Source organism: Microbacterium sp. LWH11-1.2, from assembly GCF_038397745.1.
GTDB lineage: Bacteria > Actinomycetota > Actinomycetes > Actinomycetales > Microbacteriaceae > Microbacterium.
The window spans coordinates 708,586-729,117 of the sequence record NZ_CP151636.1; the positions used below are offsets into that span (position 1 = coordinate 708,586).

The following is a 20,532-nucleotide window of genomic DNA, read 5'->3' on the forward strand; positions in this document are numbered from 1 at the left end:
GTACACTCGCACCATGTCGACTCCCGCTCGCACCATCGGCCGCATCTTCCTGGGTTCCTCGCTCGTCTTCGCCGGGGTCTCGCACCTCACGGTCGCTCGTGAGGAGTTCCAGGCGCAGGTGCCGGAGTCGCTGCCGCTCGATCCCGATGTGACCGTGGTGGCCTCGGGGGTCGTCGAGATCGCGCTGGGCTCGGCGCTCCTGCTCGCGCGCCGCCGCCGCGGCCTGGTCGGCGTCATCGCGGCCCTGTTCTTCGTCGCCGTGTTCCCGGGCAACCTCGCGCAGTGGATGCATCACCGCGACGGCTTCGGGCTCGACACCGAGATGAAGCGCTTCGTGCGTCTGTTCTTCCAGCCTGTGCTCGTCGCGCTGGCCCTCTGGTCGACGCGCAGCCCGCGACGCTGACTCAGCTCTCGACGCTGACGCGGCTCTCGTCGCTGACGCGGCGACCTCACCGCGTGGAACCAGGCCGGCGCGCGGAATCAAGCCGTTTCACGACCGATCCGCCTGAACCCGCGTGATCGCCTGAACCGACGTGGGTCAGCGAGGCCAGGGGTGCCGATCCGTAGACTCGGCTGATGGGAGAGAGGGTGACGCAGAGGTGAAGGCGCGCACCGTCTTCGGCCTGCTCCGTCTCGGCGCGGCGACCATCTGCCTCGTGGCGCTCATCCATCGACTGAGCTGGGGTCTGGCGTCGAACACCATCGCCAGTCAGAACTTCTTCGCGTACCTCACCAACCAGTCGAACATCGCGTTCGTGGTGCTGCTGGCCGTCGCGGGCGTCATCGCGCTGCGTCGCCCGGCGGATCCGCGCTGGCTGACCGTCGCCCTCGCGCTCGTGCTCTCCTGGACGATCACCGCGGGGATCGTCTTCGCCGTGATGGTGTGGCAGGGCGGCGAGCGCGGCATCCGGATCGACGTGCCATGGTCGGATCAGGTGCTGCACTTCTGGCTGCCGGCGTGCACGATCGCGGCGTGGGCACTCGCGCCGGGCCACCGCCGGGTGCCGTGGCGGGTGGTGCCGATCACCCTGGCCTATCCCCTCGTCTGGGGCGCGTTCACGCTGTGGCGGGGCCCGCTCATCGGCTGGTATCCGTACTACTTCCTCGACCCGCGCCAAGTGAGCGGCCCGCTGGAGTTCCTCACCTTCTCCGCGATCGCCCTCGCCGTCTTCGCCCTTGTGGCCACGGGGCTCGTGCTGATCAGTCGGATGCCGACGCGCAGGCAGTGGCGTTCACCCGCGGCATCCGATGACGCGGAGATCGAACCCGCCGACCGCGCGGACACGCGCGAGTCCGTGGGTCAGGACGCGTAGACGGCGAGCGACTCCATCGCCGACTCGAGAGCCTCGGTGTCATCGAGGTCGGCGAACTCCTCCGCCGCCGCGCCCCCGACGATCCCGACGAGGATGTTCTCGCCGGTCGCGGGTCGCAGGTTGATCCAGGTGCGGATGCCGACGTCGGCGCCCACGGTGTGCCAGATCGCCGCCTGCGAGTCCCAGAACGCCTCGTCGAAACGCAGCCAGATGGTCTCGATGCGCCCCATCCCGAGGGCGCCGATCGCGGTGCGGTTGACGAACGGCAGCGGCGGATCGAACTCGAGGTCCTGCTCCTGCAGCACACCGAGCGGCACGGTGACGACCACGCGATCGAAGGACAGCGCCTCCCCCGTCCCGAGCCGCACGCTGACCCCGGAGTCGTCGTAGGCGAGCCTGCTGATCGGGGAGGACAGGGAGACCTCGACACCGTCGAGTGCGTCTTCGACGAGCGGCGTGAGATCGTCGCGCGCGCCGGTGAGAGCAGCGGCCGGGAGGGCCGGCGGGAACCAGCTGGACAGCTGCGCGGCATCCGCTCCCGCCGTCGTCGCGAGCGCGGCGAGCAGGGCCGCGGTCGACGGATCCTCGGGATCGCCGCCCGCCTCGATCAGGGCGTCCGCGAGAGAGATGTCGGCCGGAGCCGCCTGCGCCGCGGTGATGGCGGCCTGCAGCGGCGCGCTGTCGACCGGCTCGATATCGCCCTCGGGTCCGTGCCATTGCGCGTCGGGGAGATCGACGACGCCGATCTCCCATGCCTCCATGCGCTGCCGCAGGTCTTCGTCTCCTTCGCCGAAGAGCCAGGCGCCGAGCTGCACGGGCATGGGCCAGGAGTCGTCGACGACCGAATGGACCCGGCCGCCGATGCGATCCCGCGCCTCGAAGACCGTGACCTGCATGTCGGCCGCCGCGAGGCGCGCCGCCACCGTGGCGCCCGCGAGCCCCGCGCCGATGACGGCGATCCGCTCGCCTGCCTCCGCCAGGTCTTCGACCTCATCCGCCGCCCGCGCACCTGAGCGGATCGCGCCGCGCATGGTGCCCGGTTCGTCGGCATCCGTGGCCTCGCCCGCGAAGAACACACGATCGACGACCGGACGGGCCAGCTGCGACCGGGTCTCGGCGAGCACGCCGACCGGGGTGAAGCTCACGGCGCCGTATGAGAAGGGGTCGGTCGTCCACGAGCTCCGCAGGCGATCGGCCGGCTCGGGGACACCCGGCTGCGGCTGCGGCTCGCGGGTCGGCGTCGGGCTCGCGGTCGGCTCCGGGTCGGGTGTGCACGACGCCAGCAGCACCGAGACGGCACCGACTCCGGCGCCCATGAGCAGAGTGCGGCGCGTGATCCTCATCGTGTCGCCACTTTATCCCGCCCCGCTGGTGTGAGCGACAGCATCCGCCCGGGTCGTGCGCCGCGGTCCCCGTTCACAATTCAGCAAGAACGTCGCCCAGACAGCAGAAACCGGCCGATCCGCCGCGGATCGACCGGTTCTTGCTGAATTGTGAACGCTCAGACGGCGAGCAGCTCCTTCTCGAGTCGGGCGTACGACGCCTCCATGCCGTCGGCCATGCCGGTGGCGAGGATCATGTCGCGCGTCTCCTTGTCGGGGTACTCGATGAAGAGCGTGATGAGGGTCGCGCCGTCCTCCTCGTACAGGTTGAGGTCGTTGAGCGTCTCGACCGGCATCCCGATCATCCGCTCGGTCTGCACGGAGCGGCGCGGGGCGTCGACCAGGAGTGCCTCGCCCTCGAAGCCGAACGGCTGCCCCTCGGTGTCGCCGACCGGCGCCCACGAGGTGCGGTAGGTCTGACCGACCTCGGTGGCGACGACGCACTCCGTCATCTCCCAGCCGTCGGGTCCGAGCAGCCACTGCTTCATGAGCTCCGGCTCGTTGTGCGCACGCCAGACGAGCTCGCGCGGACCCTCGACGAGGCGGGTGATGCGCACGTGCGTGTCGTCGAGCAGTTCGACGCTCGTGCCCTTGCCCTGCGCGTAGTCGCGGAGGTCCTGCAGCACGGCGTCGAGCTGCGACATCGCCATCTTGATGCCCTCGACCTGGCCCATCGAGACGACCTGCTCGATGGCCTCGACCGAGGCGAAGTGGCTCGTCGTCACCATGCGCGTGCCGTCGGCGGTGGGCTCGAAGGCGAACGTCATCCGCTGCGCGGGGAAGCCCTCCAGCGGCTTGCCGTCTTCGTCGACGAACGAGTCGAGCACCTCGAAGCGGTGCGGCGCCTCGATCGCGAGGAACTCCCACGATCCCGATGAACGTTCACCCCGGGGGCCGTTCATCGTGTAGACGGCGTGCCCGCCGACCGTGTGGTCCCAGGCGCTGAAGGTCGCCGGCCATCCGGGAGGGCCCCAGAAGCGCTCGAGCTGACGCGGGTCGCTGTAGGCGCTCCACACCCGGTCGACGGGAGCGGCGAAATCGGCCACGACCGTCATGGTCAGGTTCTCGGTGTCGGTGATGACGTCGGTGACAGGCATTGTCAGTCCTCTTCCTTGGTTTCGTTATCTTCTCGCTGGGTCCCTGAGCTTGTCGAAGGGCCGGCCAGCAGGTCGTCGAGTCGGGCGATGCGCGACCGCCACAGCTCTTCGTATCGGGCGAGGAGCGCCCTGGCGCGGGCGATCATCTCGGGGTTCGCGCGGACGAGCCGCTCGCGTCCCTCGGCGCGCTTGACGATGAGGTTCGCGGCTTCGAGCACGGCCACATGCTTCTGCACCGCGGCGAACGACATCTCGTATTCGGAGGCGAGGGTCGAGACGGACTGCTCACGCTCGATCGTCCGACGCAGGATGTCGCGCCGGGTCGACGTCGCCAATGCGTGGAACACACGGTCGACCTCCGCTTCGCTCAGTTCTCTTTGTGCAACCATTTGGTTGTACGTTATGCCTGAGTGAAGGCGATGTCAAGAGGTCGGCGCAGAAAGACCCCGCGTCACCCCACCATGCCCTCCAGCCGATACCCCATCCCCGGCTCGGTGAGGATGTGGACCGGATGCGACGGATCGGCCTCGAGCTTCCTGCGGAGCTGCGACACGTAGAGCCGCAGGTAGCCCGTGTCCTCCGCGTGCTCGGTGCCCCAGATGCTCGTGAGCAGCGTCTTCCGGGTGACCAGCTTGCCCGGGTTGCGGATGAGGAGCTCGATCATCTGCCACTCGGTGGGCGTGAGGCGGATGTGCTCTTCACCCTCCGCTCCGGCGCGGACGACGCTGTGCGCGGAGAGGGAGATGGTCACGTCCCCCAGGTGCGCGATCGGCGCCGTGGTGTCCTGCGGGACTCGCCGCGTCAGCGCCCGGATCCGCGCGAGCAGCTCCTGCACGGCGAACGGCTTCGTGATGTAGTCGTCGGCTCCGGCGTCGAGCGCCTCGACCTTGTCCGCGGCGCCCGCGCGTCCGGACACGACCAGGATCGGCGCCTGCGACCATCCGCGGATGCCCTCGATCACCTCGATGCCGTCGAGCCGCGGCATGCCCAGGTCCAGGAGGAAGATGTCCGGCTGATGGTCGATCCCGGCAGCGATCGCCTGCGCGCCGTCGGGGGCGGTGACGACCTCGTACCCCTTCGCGCTGAGGGTGATCCGCAGGGCGCGGACGATCTGGGGATCGTCGTCGGCGATCAGGATCTTCATGGTGCGTCCTCCACGGTCTCGGATGCGGATGCGTCTGCCGGCGCGGTCGGCAGCGAGATGACCATCGTGAGTCCCCCGCCCGGCGAATCCTCGGGGATGAGCGTGCCGTGCATGGCCTCGACGAATCCGCGAGACAGGGCGAGCCCGAGTCCGAGACCGGTCGAGTTGTCGGTGTCGCCCAGGCGCTGGAAGGGCAGGAAGATGTCGTCCTTCTTCTCTGCGGGGACGCCCGGTCCGTGGTCGATGATCCTGATCTCGAGCTGACCGCCGAACGTGCTGGTGCTGATGTGCACCGGAGGTCCGTCCGGGTTGTACCGGTGGGCGTTGGCGAGCAGGTTCACGAGAACGCGCTGCAGCAGCACCGGGTCGGCGTGCGCGAGGGCGTCTCCGTGGTTCAGGGCCAGCGAGACGTCGGTGGGACCGAGGTGGAGTTCGTCGAGGGCGGGCGCGATGACCTCTGCAGGGTCGGTCGGCATGTCGGCGATCGACAGCACGCCCGTCTGCAGACGACTCACGTCGAGAAGATCGGTGACGAGCGTCGCGAGAGCCGTGAGGCTCTCATCCGCGGTCTCGAGGAGTTCCTGCTTGTCCGCGGTCGCGAGCTCGGGGCCGGCCGCGCGCAGGCCGCCCACCGCCGCGGATGCCGCCGCGAGAGGACGACGGAGGTCGTGGCTGAGCGCCGAGAGGAGCGCGCCGCGGACGCGATCGGATGCCGCGATCGGCTCGATCTGCTTCGCGGTGTGCTCGAGCTGCTGATGCTCGAGGGCCGCGGCGAGCTGCGCCGTCACGACCGCGAGGAGGCGCCGCTCGGATGCCGCGATGTCGGCGCCGTGCAGTTCGAGGACCGCATCGTCGCCGATCCGCACCTCGGTGTGGCGATTGTCCGGGAGCGGTTCTCCGGCACGCGCGAGGACGTCCTCTCCCCGGACGAGACGGACGCCGGGCAGCTGGAACGCCTCGCGGGTGCGGTCGACGAGCGCCTGCACCGCGTTGTCTCCACGGAGCACGCTGCCCGCGATCGTCTGGATGAGCTCGGATTCGGCCGCCGATCGACGCGCGGCTCGGGTGTACCGGGCGGCACGATCCACGATGAAGCTCACGAGGCTCGCGATGACCACGTACAGGCACAGCGCGAGCAGGTGATGCGGCTCGTGGATGTGGATCGTGAAGAGCGGTTCGATGAAGAGGTAGTCGAGCGTCAGACCGGAGAGCACGGCGGCGAACAGCGCCGGCCAGATGCCTCCGACGAGAGCCACCACGACGACCAGGAGCTGGAAGCTCAGCACGTCGGTGGTGATCGACTCCGGACTCCGGAACACGCTGAGGAGCGCGGTGAGCAGCGGCCCGCCCAGGAGAGCGACGACGAGACCGAGGATCCGGCGCTTGCGGGTGAGCGCGCCCGTCAGCGGAGGAAGCGCGAAGCGTCGTCCGGCCGCGCCGTGGTTGACCATGTGCACGTCGATGTCGCCCGACTCCCGGACCACCGTCGCGCCGATCCCCGGGCCGGTGAAGGCCGCGGCGAGGCGTCCGCGACGGCTGGCGCCGAGGACGAGCTGCGTCGCGTTCACGGAGCGGGCGAACTCCACGAGCGAGGTCGGGATGTCGTCGCCGATGACCTGGTGATACGTGCCGTTGAGCTTCTCGACGAGCGTCCGCTGCTCCGCGAGGGCGACGGGGTTGCTCGACCGCAGACCGTCCTGGCTCGTCACATGCACGGCGAGCAGCTCGCCGCCGGCCGAGCGCGACGCGATGCGCGCCCCGCGCCGGAGCAGCGTCTCCCCCTCGATGCCGCCGGTGAGGGCGACGACGACGCGCTCGCGCGCCTCCCAGGTCGAGTCGATGCCCTGCTCCTGCCGGTAGCCCTTCAGTGCCTGGTCGACCTCGTCGGCGAGCCAGATCAGGGCCAGCTCGCGGAGCGCCGTCAGGTTGCCGAGCCGGAAGTAGTTGGACAGCGCCGCGTCGATGCGCTCCGCCGGGTAGACGAACCCGCCGCTGAGGCGGTCGCGCAGCGCCTGCGGGGCCAGGTCGACGACCTCGATCTGATCCGCGCTGCGCAGGAAGCTGTCGGGCACCGTCTCGCGCTGGGGCACGCGCGTGATCTGCTCGACGACGTCGTTCAGGGATTCGATGTGCTGGATGTTCAGGGTCGAGATCACGCTGATGCCGGCATCGAGGAGGACCTCGACATCCTGCCAGCGCTTCTCGTTCTCCGAACCCGTGGCGTTGGTGTGCGCCAGTTCGTCGACCAGCGCGATCTGGGGTCGGCGCGCCAGCACGGCGGCCAGATCCATCTCCTCGAGGTCGACCCCGCGGTGGGCGAATCGGGCGCGCGGCACCGCGGGTATCCCGTCGGTCATCGCGGCCGTCGCCGCACGTCCGTGCGTCTCGACGATCCCGATGACGACGTCCTTGCCCTCGGCCAGCAGGCGCCGACCCTCCTCGAGCATGGTGAAGGTCTTGCCGACGCCGGGGGCGGCGCCGAGCAGGACGCTGAGCCGCCCCCGTTTCGACATCGTCATCCCTCCCGTTCGTCCAGGGCGAGGTTGAGCTCGAGCACGTTGACCGTGGAGGCGCCGAGATAGCCGAGGTCGGGACCGTTCGTGTGCGCGGCAACGAGCGCTCGCACGTCATCGACCGAGAGGCCGCGTTCCTCGGCGACACGGGCGACCTGGATCGCCGCGTACTCCGGGCTGATGTGCGGATCGAGGCCAGACGACGATGCGGTCACCGCGTCGACCGGCACATCCTCCTCTGCGACGCCGTTGAACTCGGCGACCTGCATCTTGCGCTCGGTGATCGCGGCGATGAGATCCGCGTTCTCCGGCCCGTAGTTCGAGCCCGATGACGCACCCCCGTCGTAGCCGTCGCCCGCGGCGGACGGACGCGGCTGGAAGTACTCCGGGAGCGGCTCGCCCTCGGCATCCGCGAAGGACTGGCCGATCAGCGAGGAGCCGACAGGGGAGCCCTGAGTGTCGGTCACCACGGATCCGTTGGCCTGAGCCGGAAGCGCCAGCTGGCCGACGAGGGTGATCACGAGCGTGTAGACGACGCCCAGGACGATGGTGAAGAGCGCCATCGCGCGGGTGGCGACCCAGATCGTCCGTCCCGCTTGGCGGGTTGAGGTGTTCATTTCTTTCCTTCTTTCGCGGCTGTCAGAAGCCGGGGATGAGACGCACGAGGAGGTCGATCAGCCAGATGCCGATGAACGGGGTGATCACGCCGCCGAGGCCGTAGACCGCGAGGTTGCGTCCGAGGATGCTCGAGGCGTCGCCGGGCCGGTACTTCACGCCCCGCAGCGCGAGCGGGATGAGGAAGACGATCACGATCGCGTTGAAGATGATCGCCGACAGCACGGCGGATGCCGGGGAGTGCAGCCCCATGATGTTCAGCGCTCCGAGCTGCGGGAACACCCCCATGAACATCGCCGGGATGATCGCGAAGTACTTCGCGATGTCGTTGGCGATCGAGAACGTGGTCAGCGCGCCGCGCGTGATGAGCAGCTGCTTGCCGATCCGGACGATGTCGATGAGCTTCGACGGGTCGGAGTCGAGGTCGACCATGTTGCCGGCCTCCTTCGCCGCCGACGTGCCGGAGTTCATCGCCACGCCCACATCCGCCTGCGCGAGTGCGGGAGCGTCGTTCGTGCCGTCACCGGTCATCGCGACGAGGTTGCCGCCGTCCTGCTCCTTGCGGATGTAGGCGAGCTTGTCCTCGGGGGTCGCTTCGGCGAGGAAGTCGTCGACTCCGGCCTCCTTGGCGATCGCCGCAGCCGTCAGCGGGTTGTCGCCCGTGATCATGACGGTGCGGATGCCCATGGCGCGCATCTCCGCGAACTTCGCGGGGAGCCCTTCCTTGACGACGTCCTTCAGATGCACGACGCCCAGGAGACGGCCTTCGCCCGCACGGTTCTTCGTCGCCACGACGAGCGGGGTGCCACCCGACTGCGAGATCGCCTCCACGGCATCCTCGATCTCGGCCAGCGCGCTGCTGGGCAGGCGATCGCCCTCGGCTTCGAGCCAGGCGACGACCGCCGACGTGGCGCCCTTGCGGATGCTGACCCCGTCCGGGGTGTCGAGCCCCGACATGCGGGTCTGCGCGGTGAACGGGACGATCTCGCCCTCCGCACTCGATCCGACGACCGCGCCCTTCTCTCTGGCGAGCTCGACGATCGAGGCGCCCTCCGGCGTGGGGTCCGCCAGCGAGGACAGCGCGGCCGTCAGGATCAGCTCCTCCTGCGGCACGCCGCTGACGGGCACGAAGGCACTCGCGCGGCGGTTGCCGTAGGTGATGGTCCCCGTCTTGTCGAGAAGCAGGGTGGTCACGTCGCCGGCCGCCTCGACGGCACGGCCGGACATCGCCAGGACGTTCCGCTGGACGAGCCGGTCCATGCCCGCGATGCCGATGGCACTGAGCAGCGCACCGATCGTCGTGGGGATGAGGCAGACGAGAAGCGCGATCAGCACCGTGACGCTCACCGGTGCGGCGGCGTACGACGCGATCGGGTTCAGGGTCAGGGCGACGACGACGAAGATGATCGACAGCGAGGCGAGCAGGATGTTCAGCGCGATCTCGTTCGGCGTCTTCTGACGCGACGCCCCCTCGACCAGGGCGATCATCCGATCGACGAAGGTCTCACCCGGCTTGGAGGTGATGCGCACGACGATGCGGTCGGACAGCACGCGGGTGCCGCCGGTCACCGCAGAGCGGTCGCCACCGGACTCGCGCACGACCGGGGCGGACTCGCCCGTGATGGCGGATTCATCGACCGAGGCGATGCCCCAGACGATGTCTCCGTCGCCCGGGATCAGCTCGCCCGCCGAGACGACCACGACATCTCCCAGCGACAGCTCGGCAGACGACACGTCGGACGACGGCGTGCGCTCGGCCGGAGCATCGCCGAGTGCGTCGTACTCGGCGACGCGATGGGCCATCGTGCTGGTGCGGGTCTTGCGCAGGGTCTCGGCCTGGGCCTTGCCCCGTCCCTCGGCGATGGACTCCGCGAGGTTCGCGAAGAGGACCGTGAGCCACAGCCACACGGCGATCGCGCCGGTGAACGACCAGGGCACGGTCGTGCCGCCCGAGTCCGCCGCGCCGCCGATGAAGGGCTCCGCGACGGCGAGAACCGTCGTCAGAGCGGCGCCGAGCCAGACCAGGAGCATGACGGGGTTGCGCCACTGCTCGCGCGGGTCGAGCTTGCGGACTGCGCCGGGGAGCGCGGCTCGGACCTGCTCCCAGGTGAACCCTCCGCGTTGCGCGGGTTTCGCCGCCGTTGCCGGACGGGTTTCGGTTGTCGTCGACATGATGTTTTACATCAGCCCTTCTGCCAGGGGACCCAGCGCGAGAACGGGGAAGAACGTGAGTGCGGTCACCAGGACGGTGACGGCGGTGAGCAGCCCCACGAACATCGGTCGATGCGTGGGCAGGGTGCCCGAGGTGGTCGGGACCTTGTCCTGAGCTGCGAAGGAGCCGGCGAGCGCGAGCACGAAGACGATCGGCACGAATCGTCCGAGCAGGATCACCACGCCGAGCGCGGTGTTCAGCCACGGAGTGTTCGCCGTGAGACCGGCGAAAGCCGATCCGTTGTTGTTCGCCGCCGATGTGAACGCGTACAGGACCTCCGACATCCCGTGGATGCCCGGGTTCCAGATCGAGGTGCTCTCGAGCTCCTCCCGCACACCGGGGATCGCGAAGCTGAGCGCGGTCCCGCCCAGCACGAGCGTCGGCATCACCAGGATGTAGAGGGCGGCGAGCTTGATCTCCTTCGGACCGATCTTCTTCCCGAGGTACTCGGGGGTGCGACCGATCAACAGACCGGAGATGAAGACGGCGATCACGGCGAGGATCAGCATCGCGTAGAGACCGGAGCCGACACCACCCGGCGAGACCTCGCCGAGCATCATGTTGAGCATCGGCATCATGCCGCCGAGCGCCGTGTAGGAGTCGTGCATGGAGTTCACGGCACCCGTCGAGGTGCCGGTGCTCGTGGTCGCGAACAGCGTGGATCCGATGATCCCGAATCGCTGCTCCTTGCCCTCCATCGCGCCGCCGGCGAGCTCGGGCGCCGTGCCCTTGCCGACCGACTCGAGTGCGGTGAGGATCACGAACGACACCGTGTACAGGGTGGCCATGACTCCGAGGATCGCGTAGCCCTGACGGTTGTCGGAGACGATCCTGCCGAACGTGCGCGGCAGGGAGAACGGGATCAGCAGCATCAGGATGACCTGGAAGACGTTCGTCCACGCCGTGGGGTTCTCGAACGGGTGCGAGGAGTTCGCGTTGAAGAAGCCGCCGCCGTTCGTGCCGAGGAGCTTGATCGCCTCCTGCGAGGCGACCGGGCCGCCCGGGATGGACTGCTCACCCCCGGTGAGGGTCGAGACGGTGGTGAAGCCGTTGAAGTTCTGGATGACTCCGCCGACCAGGAGGACGATCGCTCCGATCACCGCGATCGGGAGCAGCAGACGCAGCGTCCCCCGCGTCAGGTCCACCCAGAAGTTGCCGATCGTGCCGGAGCGACGGTAGGCGAAGCCGCGGACGAGCGCGATCGCGACGGCGATGCCGACGGCCGCGGAGACGAAGTTCTGCACGGCGAGGCCGGCGAACTGGACGGTGTAGCCCACCGTCAGCTCCGGCGAGTACGACTGCCAGTTCGTGTTGCCGACGAACGACGCCGCCGTGTTGAACGACAGGTGCTCCGACGGCGCCCCGAGACCCAGGGAGTACGGCAGCCACTGCTGCGTGCGCTGCAGGACGTAGACGATGAGCAGTCCGACCGCCGAGAACGCGAGCACTCCGCGCAGGTAGGCCTGCCAGGTCTGCCCGGCCTGGGAGTCGACGCCGATGATCTTGTAGATCCCGCGTTCGACCCTCCAGTCCTTGCGCGAGGTGTAGACCCACGCCATGTAGTCGCCGACGGGCCGGTAGAGGACGCCGATGACGAGCGCGACCGAGGCGAAGGCGAGAAGTGCGTACCACCACGTCATCAGAATCGCTCCGGTTTCACGAGGGCGACGACGAGATAGACGATCGCCGAGATGCCGAGGACGGCCGCAAGGAGCTCGAACACGATCACAGCTTCTCCACCGCCTTCCCCAGGAATCCGACAACCACGAACAGGACGATCACGCCCAGCACGTAGACGATGTCAAGCACAACAAGCTCCATTCGAAGGACCACGTCAGCCCACGCTGACCGGACTGCCCACTGCGGGCGCAATCACCGATCAAACACCCGGCGGCGACCCGGGAATGGCGTTCTAACGGAACGCATACGCCGACCCCGACGACTCTCATGGGTCCCTAACGAATCCGGGATGAGACGCTGAAGTCCGGCCCGGGATCCCCCTTCCGCAGCTGCTGCGCGTTCTCTCCGACGACCCGCATGAGTTCCGTAGAGACGCGTTCCCCGCGGCGGGAAGGCGCCGTAGGACTGAGGCATGAACTCCATGGAGATCCCTCCCACCCGACGACCCGGCAGTCCCGCAGCTCGGACGGATGCGTCGTGAGCATGCTGCACAGCATCTTCGCCACGTCGCTGCTGATCCGACAGCAGGCGCAGCGCCGTCGCATCTCGGCCTGGCCGGCGGAGACGACGGTGAGCCCGCGAGACATCGCCGTCGCGGGGAGGTCGCTGACCGACCTCGCCCGCACTCGCGGCACACCCTGCGTCCTCATCGCCCGCGCGGGCGACGCCGACCGCGGGGACGGACACCGCACGGTCGTCCTGGCGACCGTCCTGGGACGCACGGAGGGTGATCACCGCCGGCCCGCGGAGATCACCGTGGACTGCGATCTGCGCATCATCGGCCCCCGACTCCTCGATGCGCTGCTGCTCAACGGTCCCCGTACGCGAGAGCGCACCCGGCTCCTCGTGCAGCAGCGGGACCGCCAGGCGCCCCCGCTGCAGGTCTTCCTGCCCGCCGACACCTCACCGGGAGACCTCCTGACCTTCGTGTGCGAGGGCACCATCGCCGCAAGTCAGGTCAGATCGCACGACCGTGATCCCGGCGCGGCCGATGACGGCTGGCCCGGGCGCTGCATGAAGTGAGCGGAGACGACGCCCGAGGAGTTCGTGCGGGCGGCCTCAGCGCGACGGCAGGGAAGCACCGTCCGCGAACCGGGCGCGGCGAGCATCCGCGTAGACCGAAGCCCAGATGCGCTCGAAGGTCTCCCGCGTGATCAGTCCTCGCCGCAGGTCATCGCAGGCGTTCTCCATCACCGAGGAGTACAGCGCGAGCATCTCCTCACGCCGTTCGTCCGCAGGATCCGATCGGAACCCCGCCCGGTTCGACCACAGCGAGATCGTTCGACTCCGCACCGGTCGAGCTCGCCGCCACAGATGGATGCCGACGGGAGCGATGAGGCAGAGGAGCGCGAGCGCGGAGTATTCCGGGGAGACGCCGAGTGCGATCAGGAGCAGCCAGCACGAGGTACCCGCGCCCACGGCGATCGGGGCGAAGTCGTGGAGACGATGCGCCCAGCGCCGCTCGGCATCCGAGGCATCCGGCGGGTACACGACCAGCCGCGTGGTCACGACGCCATGACGAGCCACCGCCTGCTGCAGATGGCCCCACCGCACGGGTCGGGACTTGCGGCCCTGCGTGCGGGTCAGGCGATCATCAGGAGCTTGTTCGAGAGGCATGCAGAGAAGGATCGGACATCCCGCTCCGCGGCACCAGCACTCCACACGGAACCCATACGCGACACGACGAAGTGCCCGCCACCTGACGGCGACGGGCACTTCCGGGTTGATCGCACGGGGCTCACTCGTAGGTCGCGAGCCTCATCGTCGCGGTCGCGCTGTGTGCCGCCATGCCCTCGGAGTCGGAGATGACCTGCACGGCGTTCGCGAGCTCGGGCGTCGCCTCGCGTGCGATGCGCTGGTAGGTCAGCGGCTTGAGGAAGCGCGAGACCGAGAGTCCGGCACTGTGCTTGGCCCCGCCCGCCGTCGGCAGCACGTGGTTCGTGCCCGCCATGCCCTTGTCGGAGTACGCGACCGTGCTCCACGGGCCGATGAAGAGCGAGCCGTAGTTGCGCAGATTCGCGTGGTACCAGTCGTCGTCGGCCGTGATGAGCTCGAGGTGCTCGGGGGCCAGGTCGTCCATGAGGGCCGCGGCGGTCTCGCGGTCCTTCGCCACCGTGACGACACCGTAGTCGCGCCAGGCCGGACCGCAGATCTCGGCGGTGGCCAGGGTCTCGAGCTGACGCTCGACGGCGGCGATCACCGCGCGGCCATGCTCTTCGGATGTCGTGACGAGAGCTGCCGGAGAGTTCGGGCCGTGCTCGGCCTGACCCAGCAGGTCGGCGGCCACGATCTCGGGGTCGGCCGTCTCGTCGGAGATGACGGCGACCTCGCTCGGGCCCGCCAGCAGGTCGATCGCGACCGTGCCGAACAGCTGCCGCTTGGCCTCGGCGACGAACGCGTTCCCGGCGCCCACGAGCATGTCGACGGGCAGTTCGCCGAGCAGTCCGTATGCCATGGCGGCGAGCGCCTGCACGCCGCCGATGACGAACACGCGGTCGACACCGGAGAGGTGCGCGGCGTAGACGACCGCGTCGTTCGCGTTTCCGTCGGGCTGCGGGGGCGTGCAGGCGACGACCGTGGGGACGCCGGCGGCCTTCGCGACGCCGACCGTCATGAAGGCGCTCGCGGTGAGGGGGAAGCGCCCGGCGGGGAGGTAGGCGCCGACGCGCGAGACCGGGATGTACTTGGCACCGGTCACGATGCCGGGGACGAGCTCGGTCTCGAAGTCGGAGAGGTGCGCGCGGGACTCCTTGGCGAAAGCCTGGGTCCGGGCGGCGCCCAGTTCGATCGCGGCACGGAGGTCGGGCGCGAGGCGGTCGCCGCTGGTCGCGATCTGCTCGGCGGTGAGCTCGATGTCGGCGCCCTGGTAGTTGTCCAGCTTGCGGGCGTAGTCGAGCACGGCGTCGAGACCGCGCTCGCGGATGTCGGCGAGCATGTTCGTCACGGTCTCGATCACGGCGGGATCGCGCTGCGCGGCCGGTGCGTCGATGAGCGGGGTCTTGAGGTGGTGGAACGCTCCGTCGAGGCGGGCGAGCACGGGTGAGGAGTAACGCATGCTGGAAGGCTAGATCGATACCAACCATCCGACAAGCCTGATGGTCCGAGGCCTTGCATCGGGTTTACCATTGGCTGTGACCATCACCCAGTTGACCGCCTTCCTCGCCGCCCTGGAGCACGGCTCCTTCACCGCGGCCGCCGCGAGCCTCGCCATGACCCAGGCGTCGGTGTCGGAGCTCGTCGCCCGCCTCGAGCGCGAGCTCGGCGTCACCCTGTTCACCCGCGGCAGCCGACGACTCGTGCCCACGGCGGCCGCGCTCGAGCTGCGTCCGCACGCCACCCAGGCGGTGAGCGCGGTGCAGAACGGCATCGACACGATCCAGGCACTGACCTCTCTCGACCGCGGCACCTGCACGTTCGGCGTGCTCCGCAACGCCGCGTACTACGCTCTCGCGGACCTCGCCGAGACCTTCCACCACCGGCATCCGAACGTGCGGCTCCGCCTGGTCGGCATCAACTCGGCCCACGTCGCGCGCTCGATCGCGAGCGGCGAGCTCGAGGCCGGACTGCTCGTGCTTCCCATCGATGAAGATGGCCTCGAGGTGCGCCCGCTCTTCCGCGACGAGGTGCTCTACGCCTCGGCCACCCGCCCTGCCGACGCCGGACCCGTCACGATCGACGAGGTCGCCGAGGCGAAGCTCGTGCTCTACGACGCGTTCGCCGGGTGGGACGATCCGACGAGGCGCCAGCTGCTCGAGCGCGCACGACTGCACGGCCTGTCGATCGAGCCCGCGGTCGAGGTCGAGAACGTCGAGACGGCGCTGAGCCTGGTCGCCGCGGGCGCCGCCGACACCATCGTGTCGCGGTCCATCACCGAGGCGGAGGGCTTCGCCGCCGGCATCCGCACCTTCCCGTTCGCGGAGCCGATGCACGACACGATCGCACTCGTGAAGCGCGAGGGGATGCTGCTGTCGCCCGCGACCCAGCGGCTCGCCGAGCTGGCGGAGCGGATGCTGCGCGAGAGGCTCCCCGAGCACCAGGGCCGCACCCCGCTCGACTGACCCTTCGACAGGCTCAGGGACCCACCTAGGCTCAGGGTTCCCCTCTCGCCCGGGAGGACTTCGCACCCATGGGCGGAGCCTCGGACGCCGATGCTCCTCCCCACGCAGAGTTCTCCTCCCGACGGCGCGCCGTTCGACAGGATCAGGGACCCACCTAGGCTCAGGGTCCCCCGCTCGCCCGGGGGGACTTCGCACCCATGGGCGGAGCCTCGGACGCGGATGCTCCTCCCCACGCAGAGTTCTCCTCCCGACGACGCACCCCGGTCGTTGAGCGAAGCGAGACGAAACGCCTGCCTCAGTACAGGTCGCCCCGACGGTCGTCGAACAGGTGGTTGTGCGGCGGCAGCGACTTCTCGCGCACGGCCGCGAGCGAGAGCACGGCGGTCGCGCCCATCACCGCGCGGAACGCGACGATCCAGCCCTGCTCGTCGATGATCGCGGTGCCGTCGGTCCAGTCGACTCCGCGCTCGGAGCCCCAGCGGTCGGCGACGACCACCGGCAGGCGCGAGGAGCGGGCGGATGCCATGGCCTGGATCAGCTCAGGGGCGTGCTCGCCCTCGGGACGCGGCACCAGCGGCCAGTTGACCGGCAGCGCGAGCACGTCGGCCCCGGCGAGCGCCAGGCGGCGCGGCACCTCGGGGAACTCGTTGTCGTAGCAGATCGCGACGCCGAGGCGCCCGAACGAGGTGTCCACGACGAGGCCCGCCTCGGCGCCGACGTCGAAGACCATCTTCTCGGCGCCCCAGAGGTGCGACTTGCGGTAGTCGGCCAGGTGGGCGTCATGGGTGAGGACGGCGGCGGTGTTGTACAGCCGCTCGCCGTCGATCTCGGCATAGCCCACCACCACGACGGCATCCGCGGGGATGACCTCCTGGATTGACGCCCAGCGCGCGTCATCCGCCGTCATGCCCGCCCTCTCGGCCTCGGCGCGATCCTCGAACACGTACCCGCTCGTGGCGAGCTCGGGCAGCACGATCAGTCGCGCGTCACGGCGGGCCGCGGCCGAGACGGCATCGCGGATGCGGCCGAGGTTCGCGTCGACGTCGCCGATCACGATCTCGGGCGACAGCGCGGCGACGCGCAGGTCATCGATGTCTGCAGGCATACCCTCATCCTCCCCTCGGAGACGACGAAGCGCGAGGAGCCGTCGGCCCCTCGCGCTCCTTCGATTCTCAGTCGTCTTCCGTGGCGGTGACCATCACTCCGAGCGGAGCGAGGTAGCCGTTCGGGTCGATCGTCCAGTCGGCCGCGGCGGCCGCCTCGACGACCTCCGGTGCCCACTCGAGGTAGACGCGGTCGTCGCCGCCGTTGATCACGAGCACCGTGCCGGAGCCGGTCTCGTCGCCCTCGACGCAGCGATATTCGCGCCAGGCTCCCTCGGGAACGGAGAACGTGTCTCCGGCGCCGAGGTTCACGGTCGTCGACGGATCGCCGTTGAGCGTGACCTCCCAGCGCCCCGTCTTGAACAGCAGCGCCTGCGTCTTGTCGTGACGGTGACGCAGCACGCCCTGACCCGGCTCGGCCTTCACCCACGCGAGGTTGAACGAATGCGGCTCGGTCACGTTCGGCACCTGGCGGCGGTTCTCGCTCATGCCGTAGCCGATCGCGGTCGCGAGCTCGACGCGTCCGCCGTCGACGGCCGCGCACAGCAGCGCCGCCGCAGAGTACCTGCGGTCGCCCGGCTGGATCACGCGCGAGCGCATGTCCTCGACCGTGTAGGTCGTGAGCTCGTCGATGTAGTGCTGCTTCATCGGCGTGATGAGCGGCACGTCATCGGGGAGCACGTCGCCGGCGACCGTGTCGATCAACTTGTTGTCGGCCGTGAGGTGCAGCCCGTAGGACTCGGCCTCGCGCAGGACCGAGGGGCCCCAGATGATGCCGCCGTTGTCGTCGCGACCGAGCACGGTGTAGAGGATGCCGTCGTCCGGACCCTCGTTCGTGAAGCCGCGGAAGATCCACGTGGGGATCGTGACGATGTCGCCGTCATGGCTGATGTACTCGCCCTGCTTGCCGTCGACACCCCAGCGGAGGCGGAACTCGCCGCCGAGGTTGATGAACACCTCGGCCGTGAAGTGCAGGTGCAGGTTGTTCGAGATGCCGTTCGGCATGCCGGCGGCCCCGGTGTTGAACCCGTGGTTGACCTCGAGGTTCACGTACTGGCTCGCGTTCTGCGAGACGCCGGCACCGATGAAGGAGTAGTTCTCCTTGCGGTCGGAGCCCGGGGTGCGGCAGTCGATGAACGCCGAGTTGCACGGCACCCAGTCGGAGCGACGGATGGTCCGGCGTTCGATCTCGTTCGCGTCGACGATGACGTCGGTCGCGTCGACGATGGCGTTGCTCATTTCTTCTTCTCCTTGGTGATCGGGGGATCGATCAGTAGATGTTGGCGAAGGCCACGGGCTCGTCGCCGCGCTGGCCTTGGATCTGCGCGCGAAGCGCGATGTCGTCCCACAGACGGACCTCTTTCACGAGGGCGCCGTTGTGGAAGGTGAACTGCGAGATGCCCAGCACGTCGACCGGCTTGCCCGTGAGCGGTCCGTAGTTCGGGACGCCGTTGTAGTCGCCGACGAACTTCCACACGACGGCCACGCGGAGACCCGCGTACCGCACGTCGTAGTTGGTCTGGATGTCGCGGATCTCGAACTGACCGCCGGGGAACGACTCGAGCAAGCGCAGCAGTGCGCGACGGTACCCCTCCGGACGGATGACGAGGCGGTTGCCGACGGTCAGGAGCACGAGGTCGCGCTCGAAGAACTTCTCGACCTTCTGCAGATCGCGATCGTTCCAGACGGTCTTGATCAGGTCGATGACCTTCTCGACCTCTGCGCGGTACTCGTCGGGGCGCTCTCCGGAGTCGCCCTTCGCGATGGGGTCGGCGGGTGCCGGCTCGTTCCAGGATCCGGAGAAGCCGCGGAAGGTCTGCGCGCTGGCGACCTCGTCGAGGTCCTCGCCGCGTGCGAGGGGCCCCGCGAGCGTGTCGCGGACGACCCACTCCTCGACCATGCGACCGCGCCGATAGAGGCAGTTGGCGATCGTGCGGCTGAACTCGGAGGTCTGCAGGTGACCGGAGAGCACGAGGTGCGAGCTGAGGAACGCGTCGTCGCCGCGCGCCTCCCAGATGACGTCTTCGGCCTGCCCGGTGCGGTCGGGGGTCGCCGAGATGCGCATGAGCGAACCCTCGATGACCTCGTCACGGTTCGAGGAGGTGCCGAGACCGCCGTGCACGATCGAGTCGGGCTCGTAGTTCTCGCGGATGTAGTGGATCGACCGATCGACCCAGATCAGGTCGGTGACCTCACGGATGAAGTCATCGGGGTCCTTGTACGGCAGATAGGCGACCGGATCGAGAGGCACGCTGTTTCACTCCTTAGACAGATGAGTCCGCGTTTCGTCGGTGATCGCGGGCTTCTTTCGTCAGTGTATGCGTATGCACAAACGAGTGCAAGAGAGACTTTCCTGACACACGGGTGTCAGCGGCGGATGCCGCGTCAGCCGGCCGCGGCGGCGGCGAGGGTGCGACGGGGCACGAACGAGGACGCGAAGCGCACGTTCTCGATCGGCGCCTCGCGGTTCTCGATGCGGCGCACGATGAGGTCGGCCGCGGCCTCGGCCATGCCGATGATGTCGTAGCGGACCGTGGCGAGATCGACGATGGGCCAGGCGGCCTCCGGCAGGTCGTCGAAGCCGACCACCGAGAGATCCTCGGGAACGCGGAGGCCCGCGCGATGCGCGGCATTCAGCACGCCGTAGGCGACCACGTCGTTGCCGCAGAAGAGGACAGTCGGACGATCATCGCCGCTCAGCAGCGAGGCGGCCGCCGCCTCGCCCTCGTCCGCGCTGAACCGGGAGACCTTCCGGGTGTCCGCCTCGGCGAGGGTCAGCCCGTGCGAGAGGACGGCGTCGCGCAGCGCGGATTCCCGCGCCTGCGCCGTGCTGGTGTTGGTGGGACCGAGCACCGCGCCGATGCGGCGGTGTCCCAGCTCGACGGCTCGATCGACGGCCTGCTTGTAGCCGTCCACCGGATCGACCACCGTGGCATCCGCCTCGATCAGAGAGCCGATCCGGTTGAAGTACACGAAGGGGAGACCGCGGTCCTTGAGACGCAGCGGCGCCGCGGACTCCACCGTGGTGGTCGCGAGGATCAGGCCGTCGAGCCCGTTCGCCAGCAGGCGCTCGACGATCGTGTCGTTGTCGGCGGTCTCGGTGTGCAGCATGAGCTGATACCCGAGGGCTTCGAGCTCCCGGTGCACCGGCGCGATGATGTGCGAGTAGAACTGGTTGTCGAGGTCGGTCAGCAGCAGGCCGATGCGCCGGGTGCGACCCGAGGAGAGAGCGCGACCCGCCTCGCTGGGCACGTAGCCGAGCAGCTGGGCGGCCTCGCGCACGCGCACCTTGGTGGCTTCCGACACCCGGGAGTCGTCCCGCAGAGCCCGCGAGACGGTCGGCTGCGACACCCCCGCCAACCGCGCGACATCGCGACTCGTCACGACCATGTGATGCCTCCCCCTCAACGCGGGA

Annotated in this window: 19 protein-coding genes; 4 read left to right on the top strand and 15 right to left on the bottom strand. The window is 69.1% G+C overall.

Features of this window, described 5'->3' with window-relative positions; all coding sequences use genetic code 11:
• The first annotated feature begins 13 nt into the window (after positions 1–13).
• Positions 14–403 (top strand): DoxX family membrane protein, encoded by a 390-nt coding sequence (locus MRBLWH11_RS03265; protein ID WP_341946657.1) that lies wholly within the window; start codon positions 14–16, stop codon positions 401–403.
• A 196-nt stretch (positions 404–599) separates the two neighbouring features.
• Positions 600–1,313, top strand: a complete 714-nt coding sequence (locus MRBLWH11_RS03270) for a Pr6Pr family membrane protein (protein ID WP_341946658.1) — start codon at positions 600–602, stop codon at positions 1,311–1,313.
• Here the strand turns inward: MRBLWH11_RS03270 and MRBLWH11_RS03275 are convergent.
• From MRBLWH11_RS03275 to MRBLWH11_RS03315, 9 genes are all read right to left on the bottom strand, one after another.
• Positions 1,301–2,656, bottom strand: coding sequence for an FAD-dependent oxidoreductase (locus MRBLWH11_RS03275; RefSeq protein ID WP_341946659.1), 1,356 nt, complete (start codon positions 2,654–2,656; stop codon positions 1,301–1,303). The genes MRBLWH11_RS03270 and MRBLWH11_RS03275 overlap by 13 nt on opposite strands.
• 158 nt (positions 2,657–2,814) lie before the next feature.
• On the bottom strand, positions 2,815–3,792 hold the full coding sequence (locus MRBLWH11_RS03280; protein WP_341946660.1) for an SRPBCC family protein: 978 nt from the start codon (positions 3,790–3,792) through the stop codon (positions 2,815–2,817).
• 2 nt (positions 3,793–3,794) lie between these two features.
• Positions 3,795–4,181 (bottom strand): metalloregulator ArsR/SmtB family transcription factor, encoded by a 387-nt coding sequence (locus MRBLWH11_RS03285; protein WP_116636102.1) that lies wholly within the window; start codon positions 4,179–4,181, stop codon positions 3,795–3,797.
• A gap of 62 nt (positions 4,182–4,243) precedes the next feature.
• Positions 4,244–4,936 carry a response regulator transcription factor gene (locus tag MRBLWH11_RS03290; RefSeq protein WP_341946661.1) on the bottom strand — a complete coding sequence of 231 codons (693 nt, stop codon included), beginning with the start codon at positions 4,934–4,936 and terminating at the stop codon, positions 4,244–4,246.
• Positions 4,933–7,449 carry a DUF4118 domain-containing protein gene (locus MRBLWH11_RS03295; protein WP_341947878.1) on the bottom strand — a complete coding sequence of 839 codons (2,517 nt, stop codon included), beginning with the start codon at positions 7,447–7,449 and terminating at the stop codon, positions 4,933–4,935. Before MRBLWH11_RS03295 ends, MRBLWH11_RS03290 begins: the two co-directional genes overlap by 4 nt.
• A 2-nt stretch (positions 7,450–7,451) precedes the next feature.
• Positions 7,452–8,066, bottom strand: coding sequence for a potassium-transporting ATPase subunit KdpC (gene kdpC, locus MRBLWH11_RS03300; protein WP_341946662.1), 615 nt, complete (start codon positions 8,064–8,066; stop codon positions 7,452–7,454).
• A 22-nt stretch (positions 8,067–8,088) separates the two neighbouring features.
• On the bottom strand, positions 8,089–10,236 hold the full coding sequence (gene kdpB, locus MRBLWH11_RS03305; protein WP_341946663.1) for a potassium-transporting ATPase subunit KdpB: 2,148 nt from the start codon (positions 10,234–10,236) through the stop codon (positions 8,089–8,091).
• 6 nt (positions 10,237–10,242) lie between these two features.
• A complete protein-coding gene (gene kdpA, locus MRBLWH11_RS03310; protein ID WP_341946664.1) occupies positions 10,243–11,916 on the bottom strand; it encodes a potassium-transporting ATPase subunit KdpA in 1,674 nt (557 codons plus the stop codon).
• Entirely contained in the window at positions 11,916–12,005 is a 90-nt protein-coding gene (locus tag MRBLWH11_RS03315) for a potassium-transporting ATPase subunit F (RefSeq protein WP_116636107.1), read from the bottom strand. The genes kdpA and MRBLWH11_RS03315 overlap by 1 nt, the downstream gene beginning before the upstream one ends.
• 428 nt (positions 12,006–12,433) lie before the next feature.
• On the opposite strand from MRBLWH11_RS03315, the gene MRBLWH11_RS03320 reads away from it, so the two are divergent.
• A complete protein-coding gene (locus tag MRBLWH11_RS03320; protein ID WP_341946665.1) occupies positions 12,434–12,979 on the top strand; it encodes a hypothetical protein in 546 nt (181 codons plus the stop codon).
• Between the two features lie 36 nt (positions 12,980–13,015).
• On the opposite strand, the gene MRBLWH11_RS03325 is transcribed toward MRBLWH11_RS03320, so the two are convergent.
• Positions 13,016–13,573 carry a DUF6611 family protein gene (locus MRBLWH11_RS03325; protein WP_341946666.1) on the bottom strand — a complete coding sequence of 186 codons (558 nt, stop codon included), beginning with the start codon at positions 13,571–13,573 and terminating at the stop codon, positions 13,016–13,018.
• A 121-nt stretch (positions 13,574–13,694) separates the two neighbouring features.
• Positions 13,695–15,011 (bottom strand): histidinol dehydrogenase, encoded by a 1,317-nt coding sequence (hisD, locus tag MRBLWH11_RS03330; protein ID WP_341946667.1) that lies wholly within the window; start codon positions 15,009–15,011, stop codon positions 13,695–13,697.
• 76 nt (positions 15,012–15,087) lie between these two features.
• Here hisD and MRBLWH11_RS03335 point away from each other — a divergent pair, with 76 nt between their 5' ends.
• Positions 15,088–16,014, top strand: coding sequence for a LysR family transcriptional regulator (locus tag MRBLWH11_RS03335; protein WP_341946668.1), 927 nt, complete (start codon positions 15,088–15,090; stop codon positions 16,012–16,014).
• A gap of 295 nt (positions 16,015–16,309) precedes the next feature.
• Here MRBLWH11_RS03335 and MRBLWH11_RS03340 read toward each other — a convergent pair whose 3' ends face one another.
• The 4 genes from MRBLWH11_RS03340 to MRBLWH11_RS03355 form a co-directional block, all read right to left on the bottom strand.
• The gene (locus MRBLWH11_RS03340) at positions 16,310–17,119 is read right to left on the bottom strand and encodes a nitrilase-related carbon-nitrogen hydrolase (protein WP_341946669.1); all 810 of its coding nucleotides are present in this window, start codon (positions 17,117–17,119) and stop codon (positions 16,310–16,312) included.
• A gap of 67 nt (positions 17,120–17,186) precedes the next feature.
• Entirely contained in the window at positions 17,187–18,356 is a 1,170-nt protein-coding gene (locus MRBLWH11_RS03345; RefSeq protein ID WP_116636113.1) for a cupin domain-containing protein, read from the bottom strand.
• 31 nt (positions 18,357–18,387) lie between these two features.
• Positions 18,388–19,368, bottom strand: a complete 981-nt coding sequence (locus MRBLWH11_RS03350; protein WP_116636114.1) for an ester cyclase — start codon at positions 19,366–19,368, stop codon at positions 18,388–18,390.
• A 134-nt stretch (positions 19,369–19,502) separates the two neighbouring features.
• The gene (locus MRBLWH11_RS03355) at positions 19,503–20,507 is read right to left on the bottom strand and encodes a LacI family DNA-binding transcriptional regulator (RefSeq protein ID WP_165808091.1); all 1,005 of its coding nucleotides are present in this window, start codon (positions 20,505–20,507) and stop codon (positions 19,503–19,505) included.
• Positions 20,508–20,532 lie beyond the last annotated feature (25 nt).

Coding starts and splice junctions, on each gene's coding strand:
- MRBLWH11_RS03280 (WP_341946660.1), bottom strand. CDS start 3,792: ATGCCTGTCACCGACGTCATCACCGACACCGAGAACCTGACCATGACG.
- MRBLWH11_RS03285 (WP_116636102.1), bottom strand. CDS start 4,181: ATGGTTGCACAAAGAGAACTGAGCGAAGCGGAGGTCGACCGTGTGTTC.
- kdpA (WP_341946664.1), bottom strand. CDS start 11,916: ATGACGTGGTGGTACGCACTTCTCGCCTTCGCCTCGGTCGCGCTCGTC.
- MRBLWH11_RS03265 (WP_341946657.1), top strand. CDS start 14: ATGTCGACTCCCGCTCGCACCATCGGCCGCATCTTCCTGGGTTCCTCG.
- MRBLWH11_RS03355 (WP_165808091.1), bottom strand. CDS start 20,507: ATGGTCGTGACGAGTCGCGATGTCGCGCGGTTGGCGGGGGTGTCGCAG.
- MRBLWH11_RS03340 (WP_341946669.1), bottom strand. CDS start 17,119: ATGCCTGCAGACATCGATGACCTGCGCGTCGCCGCGCTGTCGCCCGAG.
- MRBLWH11_RS03345 (WP_116636113.1), bottom strand. CDS start 18,356: ATGAGCAACGCCATCGTCGACGCGACCGACGTCATCGTCGACGCGAAC.
- kdpB (WP_341946663.1), bottom strand. CDS start 10,236: ATGTCGACGACAACCGAAACCCGTCCGGCAACGGCGGCGAAACCCGCG.
- kdpC (WP_341946662.1), bottom strand. CDS start 8,066: ATGAACACCTCAACCCGCCAAGCGGGACGGACGATCTGGGTCGCCACC.
- MRBLWH11_RS03325 (WP_341946666.1), bottom strand. CDS start 13,573: ATGCCTCTCGAACAAGCTCCTGATGATCGCCTGACCCGCACGCAGGGC.
- MRBLWH11_RS03290 (WP_341946661.1), bottom strand. CDS start 4,936: ATGAAGATCCTGATCGCCGACGACGATCCCCAGATCGTCCGCGCCCTG.
- hisD (WP_341946667.1), bottom strand. CDS start 15,011: ATGCGTTACTCCTCACCCGTGCTCGCCCGCCTCGACGGAGCGTTCCAC.
- MRBLWH11_RS03275 (WP_341946659.1), bottom strand. CDS start 2,656: ATGAGGATCACGCGCCGCACTCTGCTCATGGGCGCCGGAGTCGGTGCC.
- MRBLWH11_RS03295 (WP_341947878.1), bottom strand. CDS start 7,449: ATGTCGAAACGGGGGCGGCTCAGCGTCCTGCTCGGCGCCGCCCCCGGC.